The 21,168-nt window shown below is 69.3% G+C and carries 18 protein-coding genes; 11 read left to right on the top strand and 7 right to left on the bottom strand.

What is annotated here, in order from left to right; all coding sequences use genetic code 11:
• Positions 1-26: 26 nt before the first annotated feature.
• The 4 genes from AC07Q9_RS28495 to AC07Q9_RS28480 all read left to right on the top strand — a co-directional run bounded on the left by AC07Q9_RS28495 (position 27) and on the right by AC07Q9_RS28480 (position 5,876).
• Positions 27-1,688, top strand: coding sequence for a Na/Pi cotransporter family protein (locus AC07Q9_RS28495; protein WP_489057835.1), 1,662 nt, complete (start codon positions 27-29; stop codon positions 1,686-1,688).
• A gap of 349 nt (positions 1,689-2,037) precedes the next feature.
• Entirely contained in the window at positions 2,038-2,694 is a 657-nt protein-coding gene (locus tag AC07Q9_RS28490) for a nuclease-related domain-containing protein (protein ID WP_495312609.1), read from the top strand.
• Positions 2,695-2,769: 75 nt separating this feature from the next.
• Positions 2,770-5,175 carry an outer membrane protein assembly factor BamA gene (bamA, locus tag AC07Q9_RS28485; protein WP_495312608.1) on the top strand — a complete coding sequence of 802 codons (2,406 nt, stop codon included), beginning with the start codon at positions 2,770-2,772 and terminating at the stop codon, positions 5,173-5,175.
• A 17-nt stretch (positions 5,176-5,192) separates the two neighbouring features.
• Positions 5,193-5,876 carry a response regulator gene (locus tag AC07Q9_RS28480; protein ID WP_495312607.1) on the top strand — a complete coding sequence of 228 codons (684 nt, stop codon included), beginning with the start codon at positions 5,193-5,195 and terminating at the stop codon, positions 5,874-5,876.
• Here AC07Q9_RS28480 and AC07Q9_RS28475 read toward each other — a convergent pair.
• The 3 genes from AC07Q9_RS28475 to AC07Q9_RS28465 are packed head-to-tail and all read right to left on the bottom strand — an operon-like array spanning position 5,851 to position 7,189.
• Complete coding sequence (locus tag AC07Q9_RS28475) at positions 5,851-6,126, bottom strand: hypothetical protein (RefSeq protein WP_495312606.1); 276 nt, start codon at positions 6,124-6,126, stop codon at positions 5,851-5,853. The two genes, AC07Q9_RS28480 and AC07Q9_RS28475, sit on opposite strands and share 26 nt — an antisense overlap.
• A gap of 12 nt (positions 6,127-6,138) precedes the next feature.
• Positions 6,139-6,939 carry a dioxygenase family protein gene (locus AC07Q9_RS28470; protein WP_495312605.1) on the bottom strand — a complete coding sequence of 267 codons (801 nt, stop codon included), beginning with the start codon at positions 6,937-6,939 and terminating at the stop codon, positions 6,139-6,141.
• On the bottom strand, positions 6,929-7,189 hold the full coding sequence (locus tag AC07Q9_RS28465) for a hypothetical protein (protein WP_495312604.1): 261 nt from the start codon (positions 7,187-7,189) through the stop codon (positions 6,929-6,931). Before AC07Q9_RS28465 ends, AC07Q9_RS28470 begins: the two co-directional genes overlap by 11 nt.
• Positions 7,190-7,355: 166 nt before the next feature.
• Between AC07Q9_RS28465 and AC07Q9_RS28460 the strand changes: the two genes are divergently transcribed.
• Positions 7,356-8,945 carry an ATP-binding protein gene (locus AC07Q9_RS28460; RefSeq protein ID WP_495312603.1) on the top strand — a complete coding sequence of 530 codons (1,590 nt, stop codon included), beginning with the start codon at positions 7,356-7,358 and terminating at the stop codon, positions 8,943-8,945.
• Positions 8,942-9,637 (top strand): response regulator, encoded by a 696-nt coding sequence (locus tag AC07Q9_RS28455; protein WP_495312602.1) that lies wholly within the window; start codon positions 8,942-8,944, stop codon positions 9,635-9,637. Before AC07Q9_RS28460 ends, AC07Q9_RS28455 begins: the two co-directional genes overlap by 4 nt.
• 28 nt (positions 9,638-9,665) lie before the next feature.
• Here the strand turns inward: AC07Q9_RS28455 and AC07Q9_RS28450 are convergent, their stop codons facing one another.
• On the bottom strand, positions 9,666-10,346 hold the full coding sequence (locus tag AC07Q9_RS28450) for a TetR family transcriptional regulator C-terminal domain-containing protein (RefSeq protein WP_489057824.1): 681 nt from the start codon (positions 10,344-10,346) through the stop codon (positions 9,666-9,668).
• A gap of 2 nt (positions 10,347-10,348) precedes the next feature.
• Positions 10,349-11,791, bottom strand: coding sequence for an aminotransferase-like domain-containing protein (locus AC07Q9_RS28445; RefSeq protein ID WP_495312601.1), 1,443 nt, complete (start codon positions 11,789-11,791; stop codon positions 10,349-10,351).
• Positions 11,792-12,043: 252 nt separating this feature from the next.
• On the opposite strand from AC07Q9_RS28445, the gene AC07Q9_RS28440 reads away from it, so the two are divergent.
• From AC07Q9_RS28440 to AC07Q9_RS28420, 5 genes are all read left to right on the top strand, one after another.
• Complete coding sequence (locus tag AC07Q9_RS28440; RefSeq protein ID WP_495312600.1) at positions 12,044-13,414, top strand: NAD(P)-dependent oxidoreductase; 1,371 nt, start codon at positions 12,044-12,046, stop codon at positions 13,412-13,414.
• A 70-nt stretch (positions 13,415-13,484) separates the two neighbouring features.
• On the top strand, positions 13,485-14,795 hold the full coding sequence (gene preA / locus AC07Q9_RS28435) for an NAD-dependent dihydropyrimidine dehydrogenase subunit PreA (protein ID WP_495312599.1): 1,311 nt from the start codon (positions 13,485-13,487) through the stop codon (positions 14,793-14,795).
• 100 nt (positions 14,796-14,895) lie between these two features.
• The gene (locus tag AC07Q9_RS28430; protein WP_495312598.1) at positions 14,896-16,401 is read left to right on the top strand and encodes an NCS1 family nucleobase:cation symporter-1; all 1,506 of its coding nucleotides are present in this window, start codon (positions 14,896-14,898) and stop codon (positions 16,399-16,401) included.
• Positions 16,402-16,427: 26 nt separating this feature from the next.
• A complete protein-coding gene (gene hydA, locus AC07Q9_RS28425) occupies positions 16,428-17,867 on the top strand; it encodes a dihydropyrimidinase (RefSeq protein ID WP_495312597.1) in 1,440 nt (479 codons plus the stop codon).
• A gap of 18 nt (positions 17,868-17,885) precedes the next feature.
• Positions 17,886-19,142 (top strand): Zn-dependent hydrolase, encoded by a 1,257-nt coding sequence (locus AC07Q9_RS28420; RefSeq protein ID WP_495312596.1) that lies wholly within the window; start codon positions 17,886-17,888, stop codon positions 19,140-19,142.
• A 22-nt stretch (positions 19,143-19,164) separates the two neighbouring features.
• Here AC07Q9_RS28420 and AC07Q9_RS28415 read toward each other — a convergent pair whose 3' ends face one another.
• Both AC07Q9_RS28415 and AC07Q9_RS28410 read right to left on the bottom strand, forming a co-directional pair.
• Positions 19,165-20,382, bottom strand: coding sequence for an acyl-CoA dehydrogenase family protein (locus AC07Q9_RS28415; protein WP_492681784.1), 1,218 nt, complete (start codon positions 20,380-20,382; stop codon positions 19,165-19,167).
• Between the two features lie 97 nt (positions 20,383-20,479).
• The gene (locus tag AC07Q9_RS28410) at positions 20,480-21,076 is read right to left on the bottom strand and encodes an NADPH-dependent FMN reductase (RefSeq protein WP_492681786.1); all 597 of its coding nucleotides are present in this window, start codon (positions 21,074-21,076) and stop codon (positions 20,480-20,482) included.
• Positions 21,077-21,168 lie beyond the last annotated feature (92 nt).

Below are 21,168 nucleotides of genomic sequence, written 5' to 3'. Positions count from 1 at the left end.
AAGAGAAAGGTCAGACCCCGCCTTCCATGAAGCACCTTCTGAATCTGCTTGCGGCCGTCGCCCTGCTGGTGTGGGGCACGCACCTCGTGCGCACCGGCGTGCTGCGCGTCTTCGGCGCCAACCTGCGCAAGATCCTCGTGCAGAGCATGCGCAACCGCTTCACGGCCGCGCTCTCGGGCATCGGCGTCACGGCGCTCGTGCAGTCGAGCACGGCCACCTCGCTCATGACCTCCTCCTTCGTGGGGCAGGGCCTGGTCACGCTGCCGGCCGCGCTGGCGGTGATGCGGGGCGCCGACGTGGGCACGGCGCTGATCTCGGTGCTGTTCTCGGCCGACCTCTCGTGGCTCTCGCCGATGTTCATCTTCGTGGGCGTGGTGCTGTTCATCACGCGCTCGGCCACCGTGGCGGGGCGCGTGGGGCGGGTGCTGATCGGGCTGGGGCTGATGCTGCTGGCGCTGCAGCTGGTGGTGGCGGCCACCGAGCCGCTGTTCTCGTCGCCGGCCGTGCGGGCGCTGCTGGCGTCCATCACCAGCGATGTGCTGCTGGAGATCACCCTCGGTGCCGCGCTTGCCATCGTGGCGTACTCGAGCCTGGCGGTGGTGCTGCTGGTGGCGGCCATGGCGAGCTCGAACGTGGTGCCGCTCGACGTGGCGCTGGGCCTGGTGCTCGGCGCCAACCTGGGCAGCGGCCTGCTGGCCGTGCTGACCACCGCGCGCTCGGCCGTGTCGGTGCGGCAGGTGACGGTGGGCAACCTGCTGTTCAAGGCGCTGGGCGTGGCGCTGGTCACACCGTTCGTGGGGCTGTGGGTGCGCTACGTGCAGCCGCAGCTGCCGAACCAGACGCACGGCGTGGTGCTGTTCCACCTGGCGTTCAACATCGTGATCAGCGTCGGCTTCATCGGTCTCACGCAGTGGGTCGCCAAGCTGGTGACGCGCATGCTGCCCGTGCCGCCGCAGCCCGTGGGCACGAGCCGGCCGCACCACCTCGATCCTTCGGCGCTGTCGACGCCTTCTCTCGCTATTTCTAACGCGGCGCGCGAGGCGCTGCACCAGGCGGACATCGTGGAGACGATGCTGATCGGCACGCTCGATGTGATCCGCAACAACGACCTGCGGCTGGCGCAGGAGCTGCGGCAACTCGATGACACGGTGGACGAGCTGTACTCGGCGATCAAGTACTACATGACGCGCATCTCGCGCGAGGCGCTGGGCGAAGAGGAAAGCCGGCGCTGGACGGACATCATCAGCTTCACGATCAACATGGAGCAGATCGGGGACATCATCGAGCGGGTGATCATTGATATCGAGGACAAGAAGATCAAGCCGCAGCGCAACTTTTCAGCGGCGGGGATGGCGGAGATTGTGGAGCTGCATGAGCGGTTGATTGCGAATCTGCGGTTGAGCATGAGTGTGTTCTTGAACGGCAATGTTCGTGACGCGCAGAAGCTGCTTGAAGAGAAGGCGCGGTTTCGGGATCTGGAGCGGGCCTACGCCACTACCCATCTGGATCGGTTGTCGGATCGGACTACTTTGAGCATCGAGACGAGTTCTCTGCACATTGATCTGATCAGTGATTTGAAGCGGATCAATTCGCATATCTGTTCGATTGCTTATCCGATTCTTGAATCTGCCGGGGCCTTGGCGCCGAGCCGGCTTCGTGAATCTCGGCTCGGGAAAATCGAAGGCTGATCGTTTTGTTTCCCGAGGCCGGGTCTCGCCCCGGCGGGCGACTCACTTTCTTTTGCTTCGCCAAAAGAAAGTAAGCAAAGAAAAGGCGACCCTGCTGTCTGCGTCCCTCCGCTTCGCTGCGGGCAACCTGCGGTGCTCACGTTTCGCGGGGTCTCGCCCAAACTCGCTTCGCTCAAACAAGGGCGAGCCCTGATCCGCGAAACGCTGCGCTCCTCAGCGCATACAGAAGGGCTTTGGATACCGGGCGGGCCATCGCTTCGCTCGGCCTGTGAAGGCAGACGGGCTCTGCCTTGTTTACCAGAAGTCTCCTAAAAGGCCGGCAATGCTCGGGGCTCCGAAGGAGTTCGACATGACCATTGTTCTGCCGCAAAGCGCGGTCGCCGCGTCGCTCGGGGTGCAGCAGCTCGCCACCGCGTTCAGTCCGGCGTTTTCGCATCTGCGCATTCTTCGCAACCTCATCATTCCGATGCCCTCCGGTTACGCGGTGCCCACGGCGCGCATCGATGCGGTGATCGTGTGCGAGACGGGCGTCTACCTGTTCGAGATCAAGGCTTGGCGCAATGCGTTCGTCTACCGCAAGAAATCCGACGAGGCGCCGCCGCGCTGGTTTCTGCGGCTGCATGGCTGCACGCGAGCACGTGAGGTGAAGGACCCGGCCTGGCAAGGCGGGCGCAAGACGACGCAGTTGCGCAGCCTGCTGCCGGACGACCTGCGGCTGCAGTACTTCGTGCTGCTGCCGTGCGAAGGCGTGGAGCTGGAGGGCGTGATGCCGGCTGCGGTGATCACGCAGCAGGACCTGCCGTACATCGCACGCCTGGTGCGCAACAACGGGCGCACGGCGCGCACGTACCCGCTGCTGGACGCACAGGCGGTCGATCGGACGGTGCAGCGGCTGCTGGAGATCCAGGGCGATCTGTCGCTGGAGACGCATGCGCAGAACTGCCGCGAACGCATCGAACGGCCCGCGGTGGCGTGGCCGGCGGTGAACGCGATGGGGTTGCAGTAACGACTGCTCACCAACCGGCCCTGCGCGCGGGAGGGCGTCCCACATTCCTCCGACATTGGTGAAGACCATGCGGTGATGACGATTCCTCCCAAGTCTCTCGCGGCCCTTGCCGCGCTGTGCCTCGCGATGGCGGCCTGCCCGGCACAGGCCGCCGACCCGTTCACCGTGCAGGACATCCGCCTCGAAGGCCTGCAGCGCGTCGAAGCGGGCACGGTGTTCGCAACCCTCGGCCTGAAGGCCGGCGACACGTACAGCGACGACCGCGGCAGTGCGGCGATCCGCGCGCTGTTCGAACTGGGGCTCTTCAAGGACGTCCGCATCGACGTGAACGGCCAGGTGCTCGTGGTCATCGTCGAGGAGCGCCCCACCGTGGCCGATGTCGACTTCGCGGGCACCAAGGAGTTCGACAAGGCGGCGCTGCAGAAGGCGCTGCGCGACATCGGGCTGGCCGAAGGGCGGCCGTACGACAAGGCGCTGACCGACCGCGCGGAGCAGGAGCTCAAGCGCCAGTACATCGGCCGCAGCCTCTACAACGCGCAGGTGGTCACCACGGTCACGCCGCTGGAGCGCAACCGCGTCAACCTCACGTTCAGCGTGACGGAGGGCGAGCCGGCGCGCATCACGCGGGTGCGCGTGGTGGGCCAGCAGGCTTTCGACGAACGCACGCTGCTCGACCTGTTCGACCAGGACAGCGGCGGCTGGCTGGCCTGGTACACGAAGTCGAACCAGTACGCGCGCGCCAAGTTCGACGCCGACCTGGAAACGCTGCGTTCGTTCTACCTGACGCGCGGCTACCTCGAGTTCCGCATCGAGTCGACGCAGGTCGCGATCTCGCCCGACCGGCAGACGCTGGAGCTCACGGTGAACATCAGCGAGGGCGAGAAGTTCGCGGTGGCCGGCGTGAAGCTGGCGGGCAACTACCTGGGGCGCGAGGACGAGTTCAAGTCGCTCGTCACCGTGCGCCCCGGCGCGCCCTACAACGGCGAGGACGTGGCGGCCACCACCAAGGCCTTCGCCGACCACTTCGGCACCTTCGGCTACGCCTTCGCGCGTGTGAAGGCCGAGCCCGAGATCGACCGCGCCCGGCGCCGCGTGGTGATGGTGCTGAACGCCGAGCCGGGGCGGCGCGCCTATGTGCGGCGGCTGAACATCGGTGGCAATGCGCGCACGCGCGACGAGGTGATCCGGCGCGAGTTCCGCCAGTACGAAGGCGCCTGGTACGACGGCACGAAGATCAAGCTGTCGCGCGACCGCGTCGACCGGCTGGGCTTCTTCACCGACGTGAACGTCGAGACCACCGAAGTGCCGGGCAGCAACGACCAGGTCGACCTGAACGTCACCGTGGCCGAGAAGCCCACGGGCTCACTGCAGCTGGGCGCGGGCTACTCGTCGACCGACAAGATCTCGCTGAGCTTCGGCATCACGCAGGAGAACGTGTTCGGCTCGGGCAACTACCTGGGGCTGCAGGTCAACACCAGCTCGTACAACCGCTCGGTGTCGCTCACGGCCACCGACCCGTACTTCACGAAGGACGGCATCTCGCGCACCTTCAACCTGTTCCACACCACCACGCGGCCCTACTACGAGGCCGACGGCAACTACAAGCTGGCGAGCGACGGCGGCTCGGTGCGCTTCGGGCTGCCGGTGAACGAGCTGGACACGGTGTACCTGGGCATCGGCGTGGAGCGTTACTCGTTCACGCCGGGCACCAACGGTTCGTACACGCTGGTCAACGGCTCGTATGTCTACACGGCCACGCCGCAGGCCTACCTCGACTACTTCCAGTGCACCGGCACCGCGCCGAGCGTGGTGTGCGCGGGCAGGAACGTGGTGGGCATCCCGGCCACCGTGGGCTGGTCGCGCGACGACCGCGACAGCGCGCTGGTGCCCACGCGCGGGCGCCTGCAAAGCGCCAACCTCGAGCTGGGCGTGGGCAGCGCGCTGCGCTACCTGAAGACCAACTACCAGTACCAGCAGTACGTGCCGCTGTCCAGGCAGTACACGCTGGCCTTCAACGGCCAGCTCGGCTATGCGAAGGCGCTGGGCGGCAGCAGCTTCCCGATCTTCAAGAACTTCTATGCGGGCGGGCTGGGCTCGATCCGCGGCTTCGAGCAGAACTCGCTGGGCCCGACCGACGCGGTCACCGGCGGTTCGCTGGGCGGCACGCGCAAGGCGATCTTCAACATGGAGCTGACCACGCCCTTCCCCGGCGCGGGCAACGACAAGTCGCTGCGGCTTTACACCTTCTTCGATGCGGGCAATGTGTTCGCCGAACGCACGGCCAGCATGACCGACGCGCAATGGAAGGCGCAGAACCGCCTGCGCGCGTCGGCCGGCCTGGGCATCAGCTGGATCTCGCCGCTGGGGCCGCTGCGCCTAGCGTACGCGGTGCCGATCGTCTACCAGAAGGAGGACACGGCCAACGGCATCGCGGCCGACCGCACGCAGCGCTTCCAGTTCCAGATCGGCACGTCCTTCTGAACCGGCCCGCACGCGCCATGAGCCGCATCCTGCTGGTGGAAGACGGACGCGACATCGCGTCGCTGCTGCTGGGCCCGCTGCAACGCGCGGGCCACGAGGTGGAGCAGCTGGGCGATGGCGCCGCCGCGCTCGATCGCATCCTGCACGCGCCACCGGCGCTCACGCTGCTCGACGTGGTGCTGCCGCGCATCGACGGGCTGCAGGTGATCGCGCAGGTGCGCGCACGCAGCGACCACCCGATCATCGTGCTGACGGCGCGTGTGCACGAGGCCGACCGGCTGCGCGGCTTCGACCTGGGCGCCGACGACTATGTCTGCAAGCCCTTCTCGCCGCGCGAGGTGGTGGCGCGCGTGCACACGGTGCTGCGCCGGCGCGCGCCGCCCGCCCCGAACGTGGGCATGGCCTCGCCGGCCGTGGCCTTCGACAGCGCGCTGGGCCATGCCTGGCTGGAGGGGCGGGCCCTGGCGCTCACGCGCCGCGAGCTGCTGTTGCTGCGCGCGCTGTCGCGCGAACCGGGGCGTGTGTTCACGCGCGCCAGGCTGCTCGAAGCGGCCTTTCCCGAGGCGCTCGACGTGAACGAGCGCGCGGTCGACGGGCACATCAAGAACCTGCGGCGCAAGCTCGCGGCCGTGTCGCCTTCGCACGGCTGGATTCGCTCGGTCTACGGCGTGGGGTTCAGCTTCGCGCAGCGGCCGGGCTGAGGGCGGGCCCGGCCTTGCACGGGCCGTGGCCGCGCGATGTGCGGCTTTCACTGCGCCTTTGCATGATCGGCGCCAGCGTCGACAGGCTGGCATTGCGCACTGCCGCCTGCCGCGCCTCCATGCAGGCGCCGCGTGCCGCGACGCTGATGCCCAGCGCCAGGCTGCACAAGGCCAGGCCGCCCGCGCAGGTGTGGGCCAGTGCGCGCAACGTGGCGCGCCCATCGGCTGGCGCAACGAACGGGAGCGGCATGCGCAGCACCGATCAGCCTTCGGTGCGCGGCGGCACCAGCGCGCGGATGCGGGCGATGCCTTCGAGCGTGCGCGGCCGCATCGGCCGCAAGCCGCCCGCTGGCATGGGCCCCTTGCCGGGCGGCGGCGGGCGCTCGGACACCGGGCGCGCGGCGGGATCGACCACCAGCGTGAGCAGCGCGACGTAGCGCCGGCCCTCCTCGCGCACCGCGCCCAGCACCGTGTCGCCGGCCCGCAGCGCGATGCCGTCGGCGCTGTTGAGCGTGTCGCGCAACCGCGCGCGCTGGTAGCTGGAGACCTGCGTGTAGAGGAACTCGCTGAGCGCATCGGGCAGGAAGAACTGCGTCGTGAGCACGGCGCGCTCGCGGTGGTGCACCTTGACGTGGATGTGCGTGGTGCGCCCCGCGTACCAGCCCGGGTAGAGCGTGGCGAACACGGCCTGGCCGTCGCGGTCGGTGCGCTGGCTGCCGCGCAGGAAGGCCTGGCCTTCGAAGCCGCGCGCGCGGTCGTCGCCCTGCCCGCCGAAGCCCGAGTAGTTGCCCTGCGCGTCGCAGTGCCAAAGGTCGGTGCGCAGGCCGCGCAGCGGCCGCCCGGCGGCATCAAGCACGCGCAGGCGCACGTCGAGCGGCACGCCCTCGCGGCCGTCGGTCAGGTCGGTGCGGAAGTTCGCGAGGTCCAGGTAGTACGGGCCCTCGGTGGTCTGGGCGGTCAGCGGGAGCTTCTGCGCTGCTGCAGCCTCGGGGGCGGATGCGGCCAGGCCCGCCGCGCCGATCACGGCCAGCAGGCCCCGGCGCCCGATCGCTTCACCGGCCATGGGCAGCCTCCTTCCTGGCAGGCGCTCGCACGCCCGAGGCCCGCGCCTCGGCCCAGACCACGAGCAGCGTCCACGCATGCGCGACGACCCAGAACAACGCGGCCAGCAGGAACAGCAGCAGGTCGGTGTCGGCGTCGCCCGGGGGCGTGGAGGGCGGCGCGGCATGCCCCGGCGAGGCCCAGGCGAGCGCGGCGGCGGCCAGTGCGCGGAAGGCGAAAGGGGGAGAGGCGCGGTGCGTGTCCGATGTCATGCCGGGCATCGTGCGATCCGAATCGGGAGAAATGTGGGAGAGGCACGCAAGGACGCGTCTCCCAGATTCCTCCCCAATCGGGCGCCATGATCGGCGGCTTGCCCATGCCATCCCCGCCCCCGAAACGCATGCCGCAGAATGCGGCCATGCCCCCGCCGCCGAGCCCATGCCGCGCCTGACCCTCTCCCGCAAGATCTTCCTGGCCCTGGCCGCCCTGCTGATCGTGCTGCTGCTGAGCTTCGTGGGCTTCTCGATCGTCGCGCTGCAGCGGGGCCTGGGCGCCTACGTGGCCGAGATCGAGATCCGCCGCATGGACTGGCTCTCGCAGCTCCTGCTGAAGCACTACACCGCCAACGGCGACTGGAAGAAACTGCGCGACAACGACGACGCCTGGCACCGCCTGCAGCTGGGCCAGTCGGCGATGGTGATCGACGGCGCCGCCACGCCCGACGACCGGCGGCTGCCGCCCTGGTACGAGCGCCGCATGCCTGGCACGCCCGGTGACGGCACGCCGCAGGCAGAGTCCTCCTCCGGCATCTCGCCCACCGCCTCGCCCCCACCCACGCCGCCGCAGCTCGACCTGCTGCCCCGCCGCTTCCTGATGCCGCCCCCGGGCTTCTTTCCCGGCCTGGCCGGCCCGCCCGACTCGATCTTCCGCCGCCTCGCCGTGCTCGACGCGCACGGCGCGCTCGTGGTCGGCGCGACCATCGACCCGGAGAACGCCGCGCGCCGACCGATCCGCCACGGGCGCACCGTCGTCGGCTACCTCGCACTCGCGCCGATGCAGGGCCTGGAGAGCGAGGCCGACCGCGCCTTTCTCGCGCGGCAGTCCGGCGTGATCGCGCTCACCGGGCTGTGCGGCCTGGCCTTTGCGCTCGTGCTGTCGTGGCTATTGGCGCGCCGCTGGTTCCAGCCGATCGACGCGCTCACGCAGGCCGCACAAGATGTGGCGCGCGGGCGGCTCTCGACGCGCGTGGCGGTCCACGGCTCGGACGAGCTTGCGCTGCTGGGCAAGACCTTCAACGACATGGCGCAGCGCCTGGACACGGCCGAGGCCTCGCGCCGCGCCTGGCTGGCCGATGCGGCGCACGAACTGCGCACGCCGCTGGCCGCCATGCGCGCGGAGATCGAGGCGCTGCAGGACGGCGTGCGCAGCTTCGACGAACGCACCGCGCTGCGCATGCACCGGCAGGTGATCCGCCTCGGCCAGCTGGTCGACGACCTGCGCAGCAGCATGCGCGAGCCCCAGAGCGACCTGCTGAAGGCGCCGGTGTACCCGCTGTCGCTGCTGAAGGAGGCGCTCGACCACACGCGCGACCGCTTCGCGCAGCGCGGCATCGCGCTCGACCGCGACGCCCTCGACCGCATCGCCGCCTCGGCCCAGCCGGTGATCGATGGCGACGCGCACCGGCTGCACCAGGTCTTCATGAACCTGCTGGAGAACACGCTGGCCTACACCGACGCCGGCGGCCAGCTGCGCATCGGCGTGAGCGTCGAAGGCGCATGGACCGGCCATTGCCTCACGCTGGTGTTCGACGACAGCGCACCGGGCGTGCCCGAGGAAGAGATTCCGCGCCTCTTCGACCGCCTGTTCCGCGGCGAGACCTCGCGCAGCCGCGCGCTGGGCGGCTCCGGCCTGGGCCTGTCGATCTGCCGCGCGACCATCGAGGCGCACGGCGGCAGCATCGAGGCAGCGCCCTCGCCACTGGGCGGCCTGCGCATGACGATCACCCTTCCGCTGGCGGCTTCCGCATGACACGCATCGTGATCGTCGAAGACGAACTCGACATCGCCTCCGTGGTGCAAGACTACCTGCGCCACGCCGGCTACGACACCGAGCATTTCGCCGACGGGCAGAGCGCGCTCGAACGCATCGTCGCCGCGCCGCCCGACCTCACGCTGCTCGACATCATGCTGCCGCGCCTCGATGGCATCGAGGTGCTGCGCCGCGCGCGCGAGCACACGGCGCACCCGATCATCATGCTCACCGCGCGCATCGAGGAGGTCGACCGCCTGCTCGGCCTGGAGCTGGGCGCCGACGACTACGTGTGCAAGCCCTTCTCGCCGCGCGAGCTGGTGGCGCGCGTGCGCGCCGTGCTGCGCCGCACCGCGCCGGCCGTGGCCGTGGCGGCACCGGGCGATGCCCCGGGCCTCGTGCTCGACGACGTGCACTGGCGCGCCTCGCTCGACGGCACGCCGCTGAACCTCACGCGCCGCGAGTTCGGGCTGCTGCAGGTGCTGTCACGGCACCCGGGCCGCATCTTCTCGCGCGCCCGTCTGCTGGAGCTGGCCTACGACGACACGGTGGACGTGACCGAGCGCGCCATCGACAGCCACGTGAAGAACCTGCGCCGCAAGCTCGGCGCGGTGACGCCCGCGCACGACTGGATCCGCTCGGTGTACGGCGTCGGCTTCGCGTGGGAAGCGCCGGCCGACGCGGCGCATTGAACGCCCTGGCCGTTGGTGGAAGCGGCGCTCAGCCGTTCCACGGCGGGCTCGCCACCACCGCCGACGTCGCGGGCCGCGACAGGCCCAGCGCCCCTTCCAGCATCCGCATGATCGTCTCGCGCGCCTGGTCGAAGTCTTCCGGCTCCAGCGCCTGCTTGCCGAGCAGCATCCGCATCTGCCAGGCGAAGTCGGCGTAGGTCTGGGTCATGGCCCAGAGCGTGAAGAGCAGGTGCGGCACCGGCAGCGGGTCGATGTCGCCGCCCGCCATCCAGCGTTGCAGCACGGCCGCCTCGGCGCGAAAGGCGGGCACCAGCTTGGCCTGGATGTCGTCGGCGCACTGCGGGGCCTGCGAAATGATTTCCTGCGCGAACAGGCGCGAGCCCGAAGGGTGGTCGTAGGAAAACTTGAGCTTCTGCGTGACGTAGCGCTCCAGCGCCGCGTGCGGATCGAGGTCCGCATCGGCGAGGCTGTTCAGGTTCGACAGCCACGAATCGAGCACGTCGTTGAAGACGCGCCGGTACAGCGCCTTCTTCGAGGGGAAGTAATACAGCAGGCTCTGCTTGGACACGCCCGCATCGGCCGCGATGTCATCGACTGACACGCCGCCATAGCCGTGCAGCGCAAAGCGCTCCTGTGCGACGGCGAGGATGGCGCTCTCGAGGTTCTGGCGGCGCGCCTGGCGCTTCACCGCGGGGGGACGTGGCGCCATGCTCATGGGTGCCTGATCCGCGCCAGGAAGCGCACCAGCCGCTCGTCGCCACACTGCGTGACGTTGAACCGGAACCACGCGAAGGGCTGCGGCGTGGTGCAGAAGTCGGCGGCGGCGGTGAGCGGCAGGCCCTGCTTGCGGGCCTCCTGCAGCACCGCATCGCTCGACGGCCGCGGCTCGCTGCCGACCGGCCAGCCGGCGCAGAGAAACGGCCCGCCATCGGGCACGCACAGTGCCTGCAGGCCCGCGCCGGTCAGCAGCGACAGGGTGCGCTCGCCAGCGATCTTCAAGGACGTGTTGAGCCGCTGCAGGAAGCGCGCGTGGCCGGCATCGGCCAGCACTTCGCAGGCCACGCGTTCTTCGAACTCGCTCGGCCCGAGCGTGGTGTGCAGGCAGCGCAGCGTGGGGTCGTCGGTCCAGCGTTGCGGCAGCAGCACATGCGCGAGCCGCAGGCGGGCCGAGAGCGTCGCCGAGACGCTGCCGACCTGGGCCACGCGCTGCAGGCCGTCCATGGCCGCCAGGCTGGGCGCCTGCAGCGGCGAGAGCCCGCGCCAGGCGTCCAGTTCGATGACGCGCAGGTCGTGCCGCTCGGCGGCCTGCAGCGCCTGGTGCGCGCCCTGCGGCGTCATGCACACGCCCAGCGGATTGGACACGGCCGTCGACACGAACAGCAGCCGGCGCCGGCCCTCCACGGGCAGCAAGGCGGCCTGCTCGTCGAGTGCGGCGATGTCGAGGCAGCCGCCGCGCCGCGGCACTTCCAGCGTGCGCCGGCCCAGCGTGTGGATCAGCCGGCGCAGCTGGCGCGACGCGGGCGACTCGATCAGCACCGCATCGCCGGGCGCGGTCCACGCCTGCAACAGGCACATCGCGGCGCCGAGGCTGCCGGCGGCGGTCATCACCTGCTGGGCACCGAGTGCGGGCAGCTCGGTGCGATGGCGTGCGGCGATGCGTTCGCGCAGCCGCGCCAGCCCGAGCCCGGGCCGGGCGCCGTCGTCCCATTCGGGGGTCGCCCGGGCCACGCGGCGCATGGCCTCGCGCACCAGTTCGTCGCCACGGTACTCGGCCGGTGGCGGCCTGTCGGGGTCCGCATGCGCCTCGGCCGTGGGCGCTGCCGCAACGTCCGGCGCGGGCGCCGGACGGTGCAGCACGTAGTAGCCGCTGCCCGGCCGCGAGGCCAGCACCGAGCGCGCGCGCAAGGCGCTGTACGACTCGGTGACGGTGAAGGTGCTGATGCCCAGCTTGCCGGCCAGCGCGCGCACCGAAGGCATCTTGGTGCCGGGCGCCAGGCGCCCGTCGATGACGCGCAACTCGACCCCCACCACGAGGCGCTGCGCCAGCCCGAGGCCGGGCGCGGCTTCGTCCATGTCGCCCATCAGGCCCTGCATCCAACCGGCACCGGCCTGCGCCGGCTGGCGCAGCGCCGATGCGTTGCTTGAACTCTGCATCACCGGGTCTCCTTCGACACACATGGGGCCCGCCTGGACAGGGTTTGCCCTTGGGAACTGTGCTGGGCAGTGCACCAAACAGCATGGTCGGCAGCGGCAAACACTTTCTCGTGCGCCGCGCCAACTGTGTATGGGCGGCACCCCTCGTTTGCTGAATCATCGCGACATTCGACCACTTGGTCAAACTTCATGAGGGCTCGATCTCTCATGTCGCACACGGTTACCCCACCACGACCTGGAGCTTGAAAGCCCATGAGCAGCACGATGAATCCCGTCGCGCCCAGCGCGCACATTGCCTCCGATGTGCGCGCCGGCCGTCTCGACCCCGCGCAGTACGCCAAGAACTTCTGCGACGCCCACCCACCGCTGAACGTGGTGCAGGCCAACATCGAAGCCGAGCGTTGCTACTACTGCTTCGACGCGCCCTGCCAGACGGCCTGCCCCACGGGCATCGACATCCCGACCTTCATCCGCCGCATCGCCGACGGCAACCTGCGCGGCGCCGCGCGCACCATCCTCGAAGAGAACCCGCTGGGCGGCATGTGCGCCCGCGTGTGCCCGACCGAGGTGCTGTGCGAGCAGGCCTGCGTGCGCAACAGCAACGAGAGCAAGCCGGTCGAGATTGGCCTGCTGCAGCGCCACGCGACCGATGCCTTCTTCGACGCGCCCGGCGCACCGCTGTTCGTGCGCGCCGCCGACACCGGCAAGCGCGTGGCCGTCGTCGGCGCGGGCCCGGCCGGCCTGGCCTGCGCGCACCGCCTCGCGGTGCTGGGCCACCAGGTGACGCTGTTCGATGCGCGCCCCAAGCTCGGCGGCCTGAACGAATACGGACTGGCCAGCTACAAGACAGTGAACGACTTCGCCCAACGCGAGATCGAGTGGCTGCTGTCGGTGGGCGGCATCGAGGTGCGCAACAACCAGGCGCTGGGCCGCGAGCTGCACCTCGATGCACTCGCCAGCGAATACGACGCGGTGTTCCTCGGCCTGGGCCTGGCGGGCGTGAACACGCTGGGTCTGGGCGAACAGACCGGCGTGCGCGATGCGGTGGACTTCATCGCCGAACTGCGCCAGGCCGCCTCGCCGGCCGACGTGGCCATCGGCCGCCACGTGGTGGTGATCGGCGGCGGCATGACCGCCGTGGATGCGGCCGTGCAGTCGCGCAAGCTCGGCGCGGAAGACGTGAGCATCGTCTACCGGCGCGGCGCCGAGGCCATGGGCGCCTCGGTCGACGAGCAGAGCTGGGCCAAGGAGAACGGCGTGCGCATCATCCACTGGGCCGCGCCCAAGGCCCTGCGCGCCAAGGGCGGCGTGCTGCGCGGCATCGACTTCGCGCGCACCGCGCTGGTCGACGGCAAGCTGGTCGAGACCGGCGAAGCGCTCGCACTGCAGGCCGACATGGTGCTGTGCGCCATCGGCCAGAGCTTTGTCGCGACGGCGCTGGAAGACAGCGGCGTGCAGCTGCAGGGCGGGCGCATCAGCACCGATGCCGAGTGCCGCAGCTCGCGCCCGAAGGTCTGGGCCGGCGGCGACGCGCGCTTCGGCGGGCGCGACCTCACGGTCGAAGCGGTGGAAGACGGCAAGCAGGCCGCGCTGTCCATCGACCGCCACCTGCGCGCCGCGTGAAGCGACCGCACAGACGTTCCTCTCCCCTCATTCCATCCGTGCGCGCCTTGCCGCGACAGGAGCAATTCACATGGCAGACCTGAGCACCGACTTCGTGGGCATCCGCAGCCCCAACCCTTTCTGGCTGGCCTCGGCACCGCCGACCGACAAGGAGATCAACGTGGTCCGCGCCTTCGAGGCCGGCTGGGGCGGCGTGGTCTGGAAGACTGTGGGCGAAGACCCGAACGTGGTCAACGTGCACGGCCCGCGCTATGCCGTGTCGTACGCAGCCGACCGCCGCGTGACGGGCTTCAACAACATCGAGCTGATCTCCGACCGGCCGCTGCGCACCAACCTGGAAGAGATGACGCGCGTCAAGCGCAACTGGCCCGACCGTGCGCTGGTGGCCTCGATCATGGTGCCGTGCACCGAAGAGGCCTGGAAGAACATCCTGCCCATGGTCGAAGACACGGGCTGCGACGGCATCGAGCTGAACTTCGGCTGCCCGCACGGCATGAGCGAGCGCGGCATGGGCGCGGCCGTGGGCCAGGTGCCCGAGTACATCCAGATGGTGGCCGAGTGGTGCAAGCACTACTCGAAGCTGCCGGTGATCGTGAAACTCACGCCCAACGTGGCCGACATCCGGCCCGCCGCGCGCGCCGCCAAGAAAGGCGGCGCCGATGCGGTGAGCCTCATCAACACCATCAACTCGATCATGGGCGTGGACCTGGACGCGATGGCGATGTTTCCGCACACCGACGGCAAGGGCTCGCACGGCGGCTACTGCGGCCCCGGCGCCAAGCCGATCGCGCTGCACATGGTGGCCGAGATCGCGCGCGACCCGCAGACCGCCGGCCTGCCGATCTCGGGCATCGGCGGTGTCTCGACCTGGCGCGATGCGGCCGAGTTCATCGCGCTGGGCAGCGGCTCGGTGCAGGTGTGCACCGCCGCCATGGTCTACGGCTTCAAGATCGTGCAGGACCTGTGCGACGGCCTCTCCAACTTCATGGACCAGAAGGGCTACGCCAACCTGGAACAGCTGCGCGGCCGTGCGGTCGGCAGCATCACCGACTGGCAGCAGCTCAACCTGAACCACGTCGACAAGGCCGTGATCCACCAGGACCTGTGCATCCAGTGCGGCCGCTGTCACGTGGTGTGCGAAGACACCTCGCACCAGGCCATCAGCGCCACCAAGGACGGCATGCGCTTCTTCGAGGTGAAGGAAGAAGAGTGCGTCGGCTGCAACCTGTGCGTGTCGATCTGCCCGGTGCCCGGCGCGCTGTCGATGCGCACGCTGAAGGCCGGCGAGACGGACGCGCGCACCGGCCACCCGGTGGTCGGCCACTACGCCAACTGGACCACGCACCCCAACAACCCGATGCGCACCGGCAGCCCTGCCTGAGCGCATGCATGAATGACGAAGCCCGGCGCAGACCGGGCGGCGGCAGGAGGGGAACGACAACACGGCAAAAAACACGACACACGTGCAGGAGACAACCCACATGACGACCCCACAGCACAGCGGCGCACCCGCCGCAAACCTCTGGAACGAGGACCTGGCGCCCACCACGCTGGCACAGCGAACGTGGCGCTGGTACCACTTCGCCGCGCTCTGGGTGGGCATGGTGATGTGCATCCCCGCCTACATGCTGGCGGCCAGCCTGATCGAAGGCGGCATGTCGTGGGGGCAGGCGGTGCTGACCGTGTTCCTGGGCAACGCCATCGTGCTGGTGCCGATGCTGCTCATCGGCCACGCCGGCGCAAAGTACGGCATTCCCTACGCGGTGATGGCGCGTGCCTCGTTCGGCACGCGCGGAGCGCGGCTGCCTGCCCTGCTGCGCGCCATCGTGGCCTGCGGCTGGTACGGCATCCAGACCTGGTTCGGCGGCCAGATGATCTACACGCTGGTCGGCGTGCTCATGGGCCAGCCGCTGGGCGGTGACAAGCTGCCGATGCTCGGCATCAACGGCGCGCAGCTCGTGTGCTTCCTGATCTTCTGGGCCATTCAGCTGTACTTCGTGGTGCACGGCATCGAGTCGATCCGCCGGCTCGAAACCTACACCGCGCCGCTGAAGATCATCGTGTGCGTCGCCCTGCTCTACTGGGCCGTGCAGCGCGCGGGCGGCCTGGGCCCGATCTTCGACCAGCCGTCGCAGTTCGAGGCCGGCGGCAAGAAGGCCGGCATGTTCTGGGCCGTGTTCTGGCCTTCGCTCACGGCCATGGTGGGCTTCTGGGCCACGCTGGCGCTGAACATTCCCGACTTCACGCGCTTCTCGCGCTCGCAGCGCGACCAGGTGGTGGGCCAGGTGATCGGCCTGCCCGCGCCGATGGGCCTGCTCGCGATGATGGCCGTGATGGTCACCTCGGCCACCGTCGTCATCTACGGCAAGGCGCTGTGGGACCCGGTGGACCTGGCCAGCCGCATGACCGGCGCCGCGGTGCTCATTGCGCTCATCATCCTGCTGATCGACACGGTGAGCGTGAACCTGGCGGCCAACCTGGTGGGCCCGGCCTACGACTTCTCTGCCCTCAACCCGAAGAAGATCTCGTACCGCACGGGCGGCTACATCACGGCCGGCATCGCCATCGTGATGATGCCGTGGAAGGTGCTGGAGACCACGCAGGGCTACATCTTCACCTGGCTCATCGGCTACTCGGCGCTGCTCGGGCCGGTGGCCGGCATCCTGATTGCCGACTACTACCTGATTCGCCGCAAGGAGCTGGACGTCGATGCGCTCTACCGCGAGACCGGCGCCTACAGCTACGGCAACGGCTGGAACATGGCGGCCATCGTCGCCTTCATCGTCGGCGTGCTGCCGAACATCCCCGGCTTCCTCAACGCCGCCTTTCCGTCGGCCGTGCCGTCGATGCCCGAGTTCTTCAAGACGATCTACACCTACGCCTGGTTCGTCGGCGTGGTGCTGTCGGCCGTCGTCTACATGGGGCTGATGAAGGCGCGCGCGCCGCAGCTTCAGGGCCTGGCCCCGCCCCTCAAGAACCCCAGCTGAAGCAAGAAAGAAAAGGAACCCACGCCATGACCGTTCTCATTCGCGGTGGCACGGTGGTCAACGCCGATGCCGAGCACCGTGCCGACGTGCTCTGCCAGGGGGACAAGATCCTCCAGGTCGGCACCGACCTGCAGGTGCCGGCTGGCGCCGAGGTGATCGATGCCGGCGGCGCCTACGTGATGCCCGGCGGCATCGACCCGCACACCCACATGCAGCTGCCCTTCATGGGCACGGTGGCGGCCGACGACTTCTTCAGCGGCACGGCGGCGAGCCTGGCCGGCGGCACCACCAGCATCATCGACTTCGTGATTCCCGACCCGCAGCAATCGCTGATGGACGCCTTTCGCATGTGGCGCGGCTGGGCCGAAAAGTCCGCCGGCGACTACAGCTTTCACGTGGCCGTGACCTGGTGGAACGACAGCGTGCACAAGGACATGGGCACGCTGGTGCACGAGCACGGCGTGAACAGCTTCAAGCACTTCATGGCCTACAAGAACGCGATCATGGCCGACGACGAGATCCTGGTGAAGAGCTTCCAGCGTTCGCTGGAACTCGGCGCCATGCCGACGGTGCACGCGGAAAACGGCGAGCTGGTCGCGATGCTGCAGCAGCAACTGCTGGCACAGGGCATTCGCGGCCCCGAAGGCCATCCACTGTCGCGTCCGCCGATGGTCGAGGCCGAGGCGGCCAACCGCGCCATCGCCATCGCCGACGTGCTGGGCGTGCCGATCTACGTGGTGCACGTGTCGTGCGGCGAAGCGCTGGAGGCCATCACCCGTGCCCGCGCGCGCGGCCAGCGCGTGTACGGCGAAGTGCTGGCCGGCCACCTCGTGGTCGACGAGAGCGCCTACCGCGACCCCGACTTCGCGCGCGCCGCCGCCCACGTGATGAGCCCGCCCTTCCGCTCGCGCGAGAACCAGGCCATGCTGTGGCGCGGCCTGCAGGGCGGCAACCTGCACACCACGGCCACCGACCACTGCACCTTCTGCGCCGAGCAGAAGGCGGCCGGCCGCGACGACTTCACGAAGATTCCCAACGGCTGCGGTGGCGTCGAAGAGCGCATGGCCGTGCTGTGGGATGCGGGCGTCAACGCGGGCCGCCTCACGCCCTCGGAGTTCGTGCGCGTCACCTCGACCAACGCGGCGCAGCTGTTCAACCTGTACCCGCGCAAGGGCGTGATCCAGGCCGGTGCCGACGCCGACATCGTGGTGTGGGACCCGAAGGCGACCAAGACGCTGTCGGTGAAGACGCAGCATTCGAAGAGCGACTTCAACATCTTCGAGGGCCGCGAAGTGACGGGCGTGCCGAAGCACACGGTGAGCGCCGGCCGCTGGGTCTGGCGCGACGGCGACCTTCGCGCCGAGCCGGGCACTGGCCGCTACCTCAAGCGCCCGCCCTTCGCGCCGATGTTCACCGCGCTCGAACGTTTCAAGCAGCAGCACGCGCCCACGGCCGTGGCGCGCTGAACCCCCAAGGAGTCATACATGAATGCAGCAGTGGACACGCAGGTGCTGACGATCAACGGCGAGCGTCTGTGGAACTCGCTGATGGAACTGGCACGCATCGGCGCCACCCCCAAGGGCGGCGTCAAGCGGCTGGCGCTGACCGACCTCGACAAGCAGGGCCGCGACCTCGTGGTGTCGTGGGGCAAGGCGGCGGGCCTGAGCATCACGGTCGACAAGATCGGCAACGTCTTCATGCGCCGCGAAGGCCGCAACCCCGCGCTGCCGCCCATCGTGTCGGGCAGCCACATCGACACCCAGCCCACCGGCGGCAAGTTCGATGGCAACTACGGCGTGCTGTCGGCACTGGAAGTGGTGCGCACGCTGAACGACCAGGGCATTCGCACCGAGGCGCCCATCGAAGTCGCGTTCTGGACCAACGAGGAAGGCTCGCGCTTCGTGCCGGTGATGATGGGCTCGGGCGTGTTCTGCGGCGCCTTCAGCCTGGAACACGCCTATGCGGCCAAGGACACCGAAGGCAAGACGGTGCAAGAGGAGCTGGAACGCATCGGCTACATCGGCGACCAGGCGCCGGGCGACCACCCCATCGGGGCCTACTTCGAAGCGCACATCGAGCAGGGGCCTGTGCTGGAAGATGCGGACAAGGTCATCGGCGTGGTGCCGGCGGTGCTCGGCCTCTCGTGGTACGACTGCGTCGTCACCGGCATGGAGGCGCATGCGGGCCCTACGCCGATGCACCTGCGTCGCGACGCGCTGCAGGTGGCGACGCGGATCATGCAGGAGGTGGTGGCCATCGGGCTGCGCTACCCGCCCTACGGGCGCGGCACGGTCGGCATGGTGCAGGTGCACCCGAACAGCCGCAACGTGATTCCGGGCGAGGTGAAGTTCTCGGTCGACCTGCGCAACGTGAGCGGCGAATTGCTCGACCGCATGCACGGCGAGATCCTCGCCTGCGTCGATCGCACGGGGCGCGAAACCGGGTTGGGCGTGACGATCGAGCGCGTGTCGTACTTTCCGCCCTGCCCGTTTCACCCCGATTGCGTGGACGCGGTGCGCCGCGCGACCGAAAGGCTTGGCTACTCGACCATGGATGTGGTCTCGGGCGCGGGCCACGACGCGATCTATGCCGCGCGGCTCGCACCGGCCGGCATGATCTTCGTGCCCTGCAAGGACGGCATCAGCCACAACGAGATCGAGGACGCGCAGCCCGACCACCTGACGGCCGGCTGCAACGTGCTGCTGCATGCCATGCTGGAGCGCGCGAAACGCGTCGACTGACGCGCTCGCGGCGGCGTTGCCGCTACTGGTACGCCGCCAGCTCCTGCTTCGCGATCGCGTTGCGGTGCACTTCGTCGGGGCCGTCGGCCACGCGCAGGTGGCGTTCGTAGGCGTAGAAGTGCGTGAGCAGCGTGTCCTGGCTCAGGCCCATGGCGCCGAAGGCCTGCATGGCCCAGTCGATCACCTTCACGCAGTTGTTCGGCGTGAGCACCTTGATCATCGCGATCTCTTTCGCCGCGACCTTGTTGCCCACGGTGTCCATGCGGTAGGCGGCGTTGAGCACCATCCAGCGCGACTGCTCGATCAGCATACGCGACTCGGCAATGCGCTCGCGCCACACGCCCTGTTCCGACAGCGGCTTGTGGAAGGCCACGCGCGACACGAGGCGCTGGCACATCAGCTCCAGCGCGGCCTCGGCCATGCCGATGGCGCGCATGCAGTGGTGGATGCGTCCGGGGCCGAGGCGGCCTTGCGCGATCTCGAAGCCGCGGCCCTCGCCCAGCAGGATGTTCTCGACCGGCACGCGCACGTTGTCGAACACGATCTCGGGGTGGCCGAAGGGCGGGTCGTACATGCCCAGCAGCTGCATGTCGCGCACGATGGTGATGCCGGGCGTGTTCTTGGGCACGAGCACCATCGACTGCTGCTTGTGGCGGTCGGCGTTGTCGGGGTCGGTCTTGCCCATCAGCACGAAGATCTCGCAGCGCTCGTTCATGGCGCCGGTGATGTACCACTTGCGCCCGTTGATGACGTACTCGTCACCTTCGCGGCGAATGCTGCAGCGGATGTTGGTGGCGTCGCTGGAGGCCACCTCGGGCTCGGTCATCGCGAACGACGAGCGGATCTCGCCGGCCAGCAGCGGCGTGAGCCAGCGTTCCTGCTGCGCCTTCGTGCCGTAGCGCGCCAGCACTTCCATGTTGCCGGTGTCGGGCGCGGAGCAGTTGAAGATCTCGGCGCACCAGTAGCGCCGGCCCATGATCTCGCACAGCGGCGCGTACTCGACATTGCTCAGGCCCGGGCCGTGTTCCGACTCGGGCAGGAACAGGTTCCACAGGCCGCGCTCGCGCGCCTTGGCCTTCAGGCCGGCCATCATCGGCAGCTCGGCATACGGGCGGCCGGCGCGGGCGTTGGCGGCCAGCTCTTCCTCGCGGCGCTTCTCGTTCGGGTAGACGTGCTCGTCCATGAACTTGAGCAGCTCGGCGCGCAGCGCGAGCACCCGGGGCGTGAATTCGAATTGCATGTCGTCTCGTCCTTCTTCCAATGTGCGGTCGAAGATACGTCGCGATGCGGATCGGGACGGTCGTTCGCGCGACAGCACGAACGCCGCCCTGGGCAGGTCAGCGTGGCGTGGGCAGCGCGGTCGCCAGCGCGGCCAGCGCCGCCACCACCTTCTGCACCGACTGCGCGGCGCGCGCGTCCTTCAACGTGCCGTCGGCCTCGAAGGCCTCGTTCGCGCGCCCGAGTGCGAACTGCTGCGGCGCCACCAGCATGGCGAAGGCCATCTGCAGGTACTGGCGCAGGAAGTTCATCGAGCGCAGCGCGCCCAGCGGCCCGGGCGAGGCCGACAGCAGCGCAGCCGGCTTGTTGGCCGTGGCGGCCAGGCCGCCCGCGTGGCCGTCGCCCGGCGGAATGCGCGAGAGCCAGCTGAAGGCGTTGATGACCAGCGGCGTGGGAAAGCCGTTGTACTCGGGCGTGACGATCAGCACGCCGTCGTTCGCCGCGATGGTGCTGCGCAGTTCGTGCGCGCCGGCCGGCACGCCCGAGGCGGCCTCGAGGTCGCCGTCGTACACGGGCAGCGCCAGCGCGCGCAGGTCCATCTCCGTCACCTGCAGGCCCGCCGCGCGCGCGGTGGCCGCGGCCACGGCCGCCAGCCGGCGGTTGAGCGAACCGTCGCGGGCGCTGCCGGGAATGATCAGGATGCGGGGACTGTCCATGCGGGGCTCCTTGCCGTGCGTTGAAAGAAGAAGGAAAGCCGCGCCGCACGTTTCGCGTGCGGCGCGGCTTTCGTCAGTGTCGCACCCGGAAG

The organism is Variovorax sp. GW821-FHT09A10 (genome assembly GCF_059418385.1).
The sequence above is the reverse complement of the archived record's forward strand: the minus strand, read 5'-3'. Positions and strand labels throughout refer to the sequence as shown.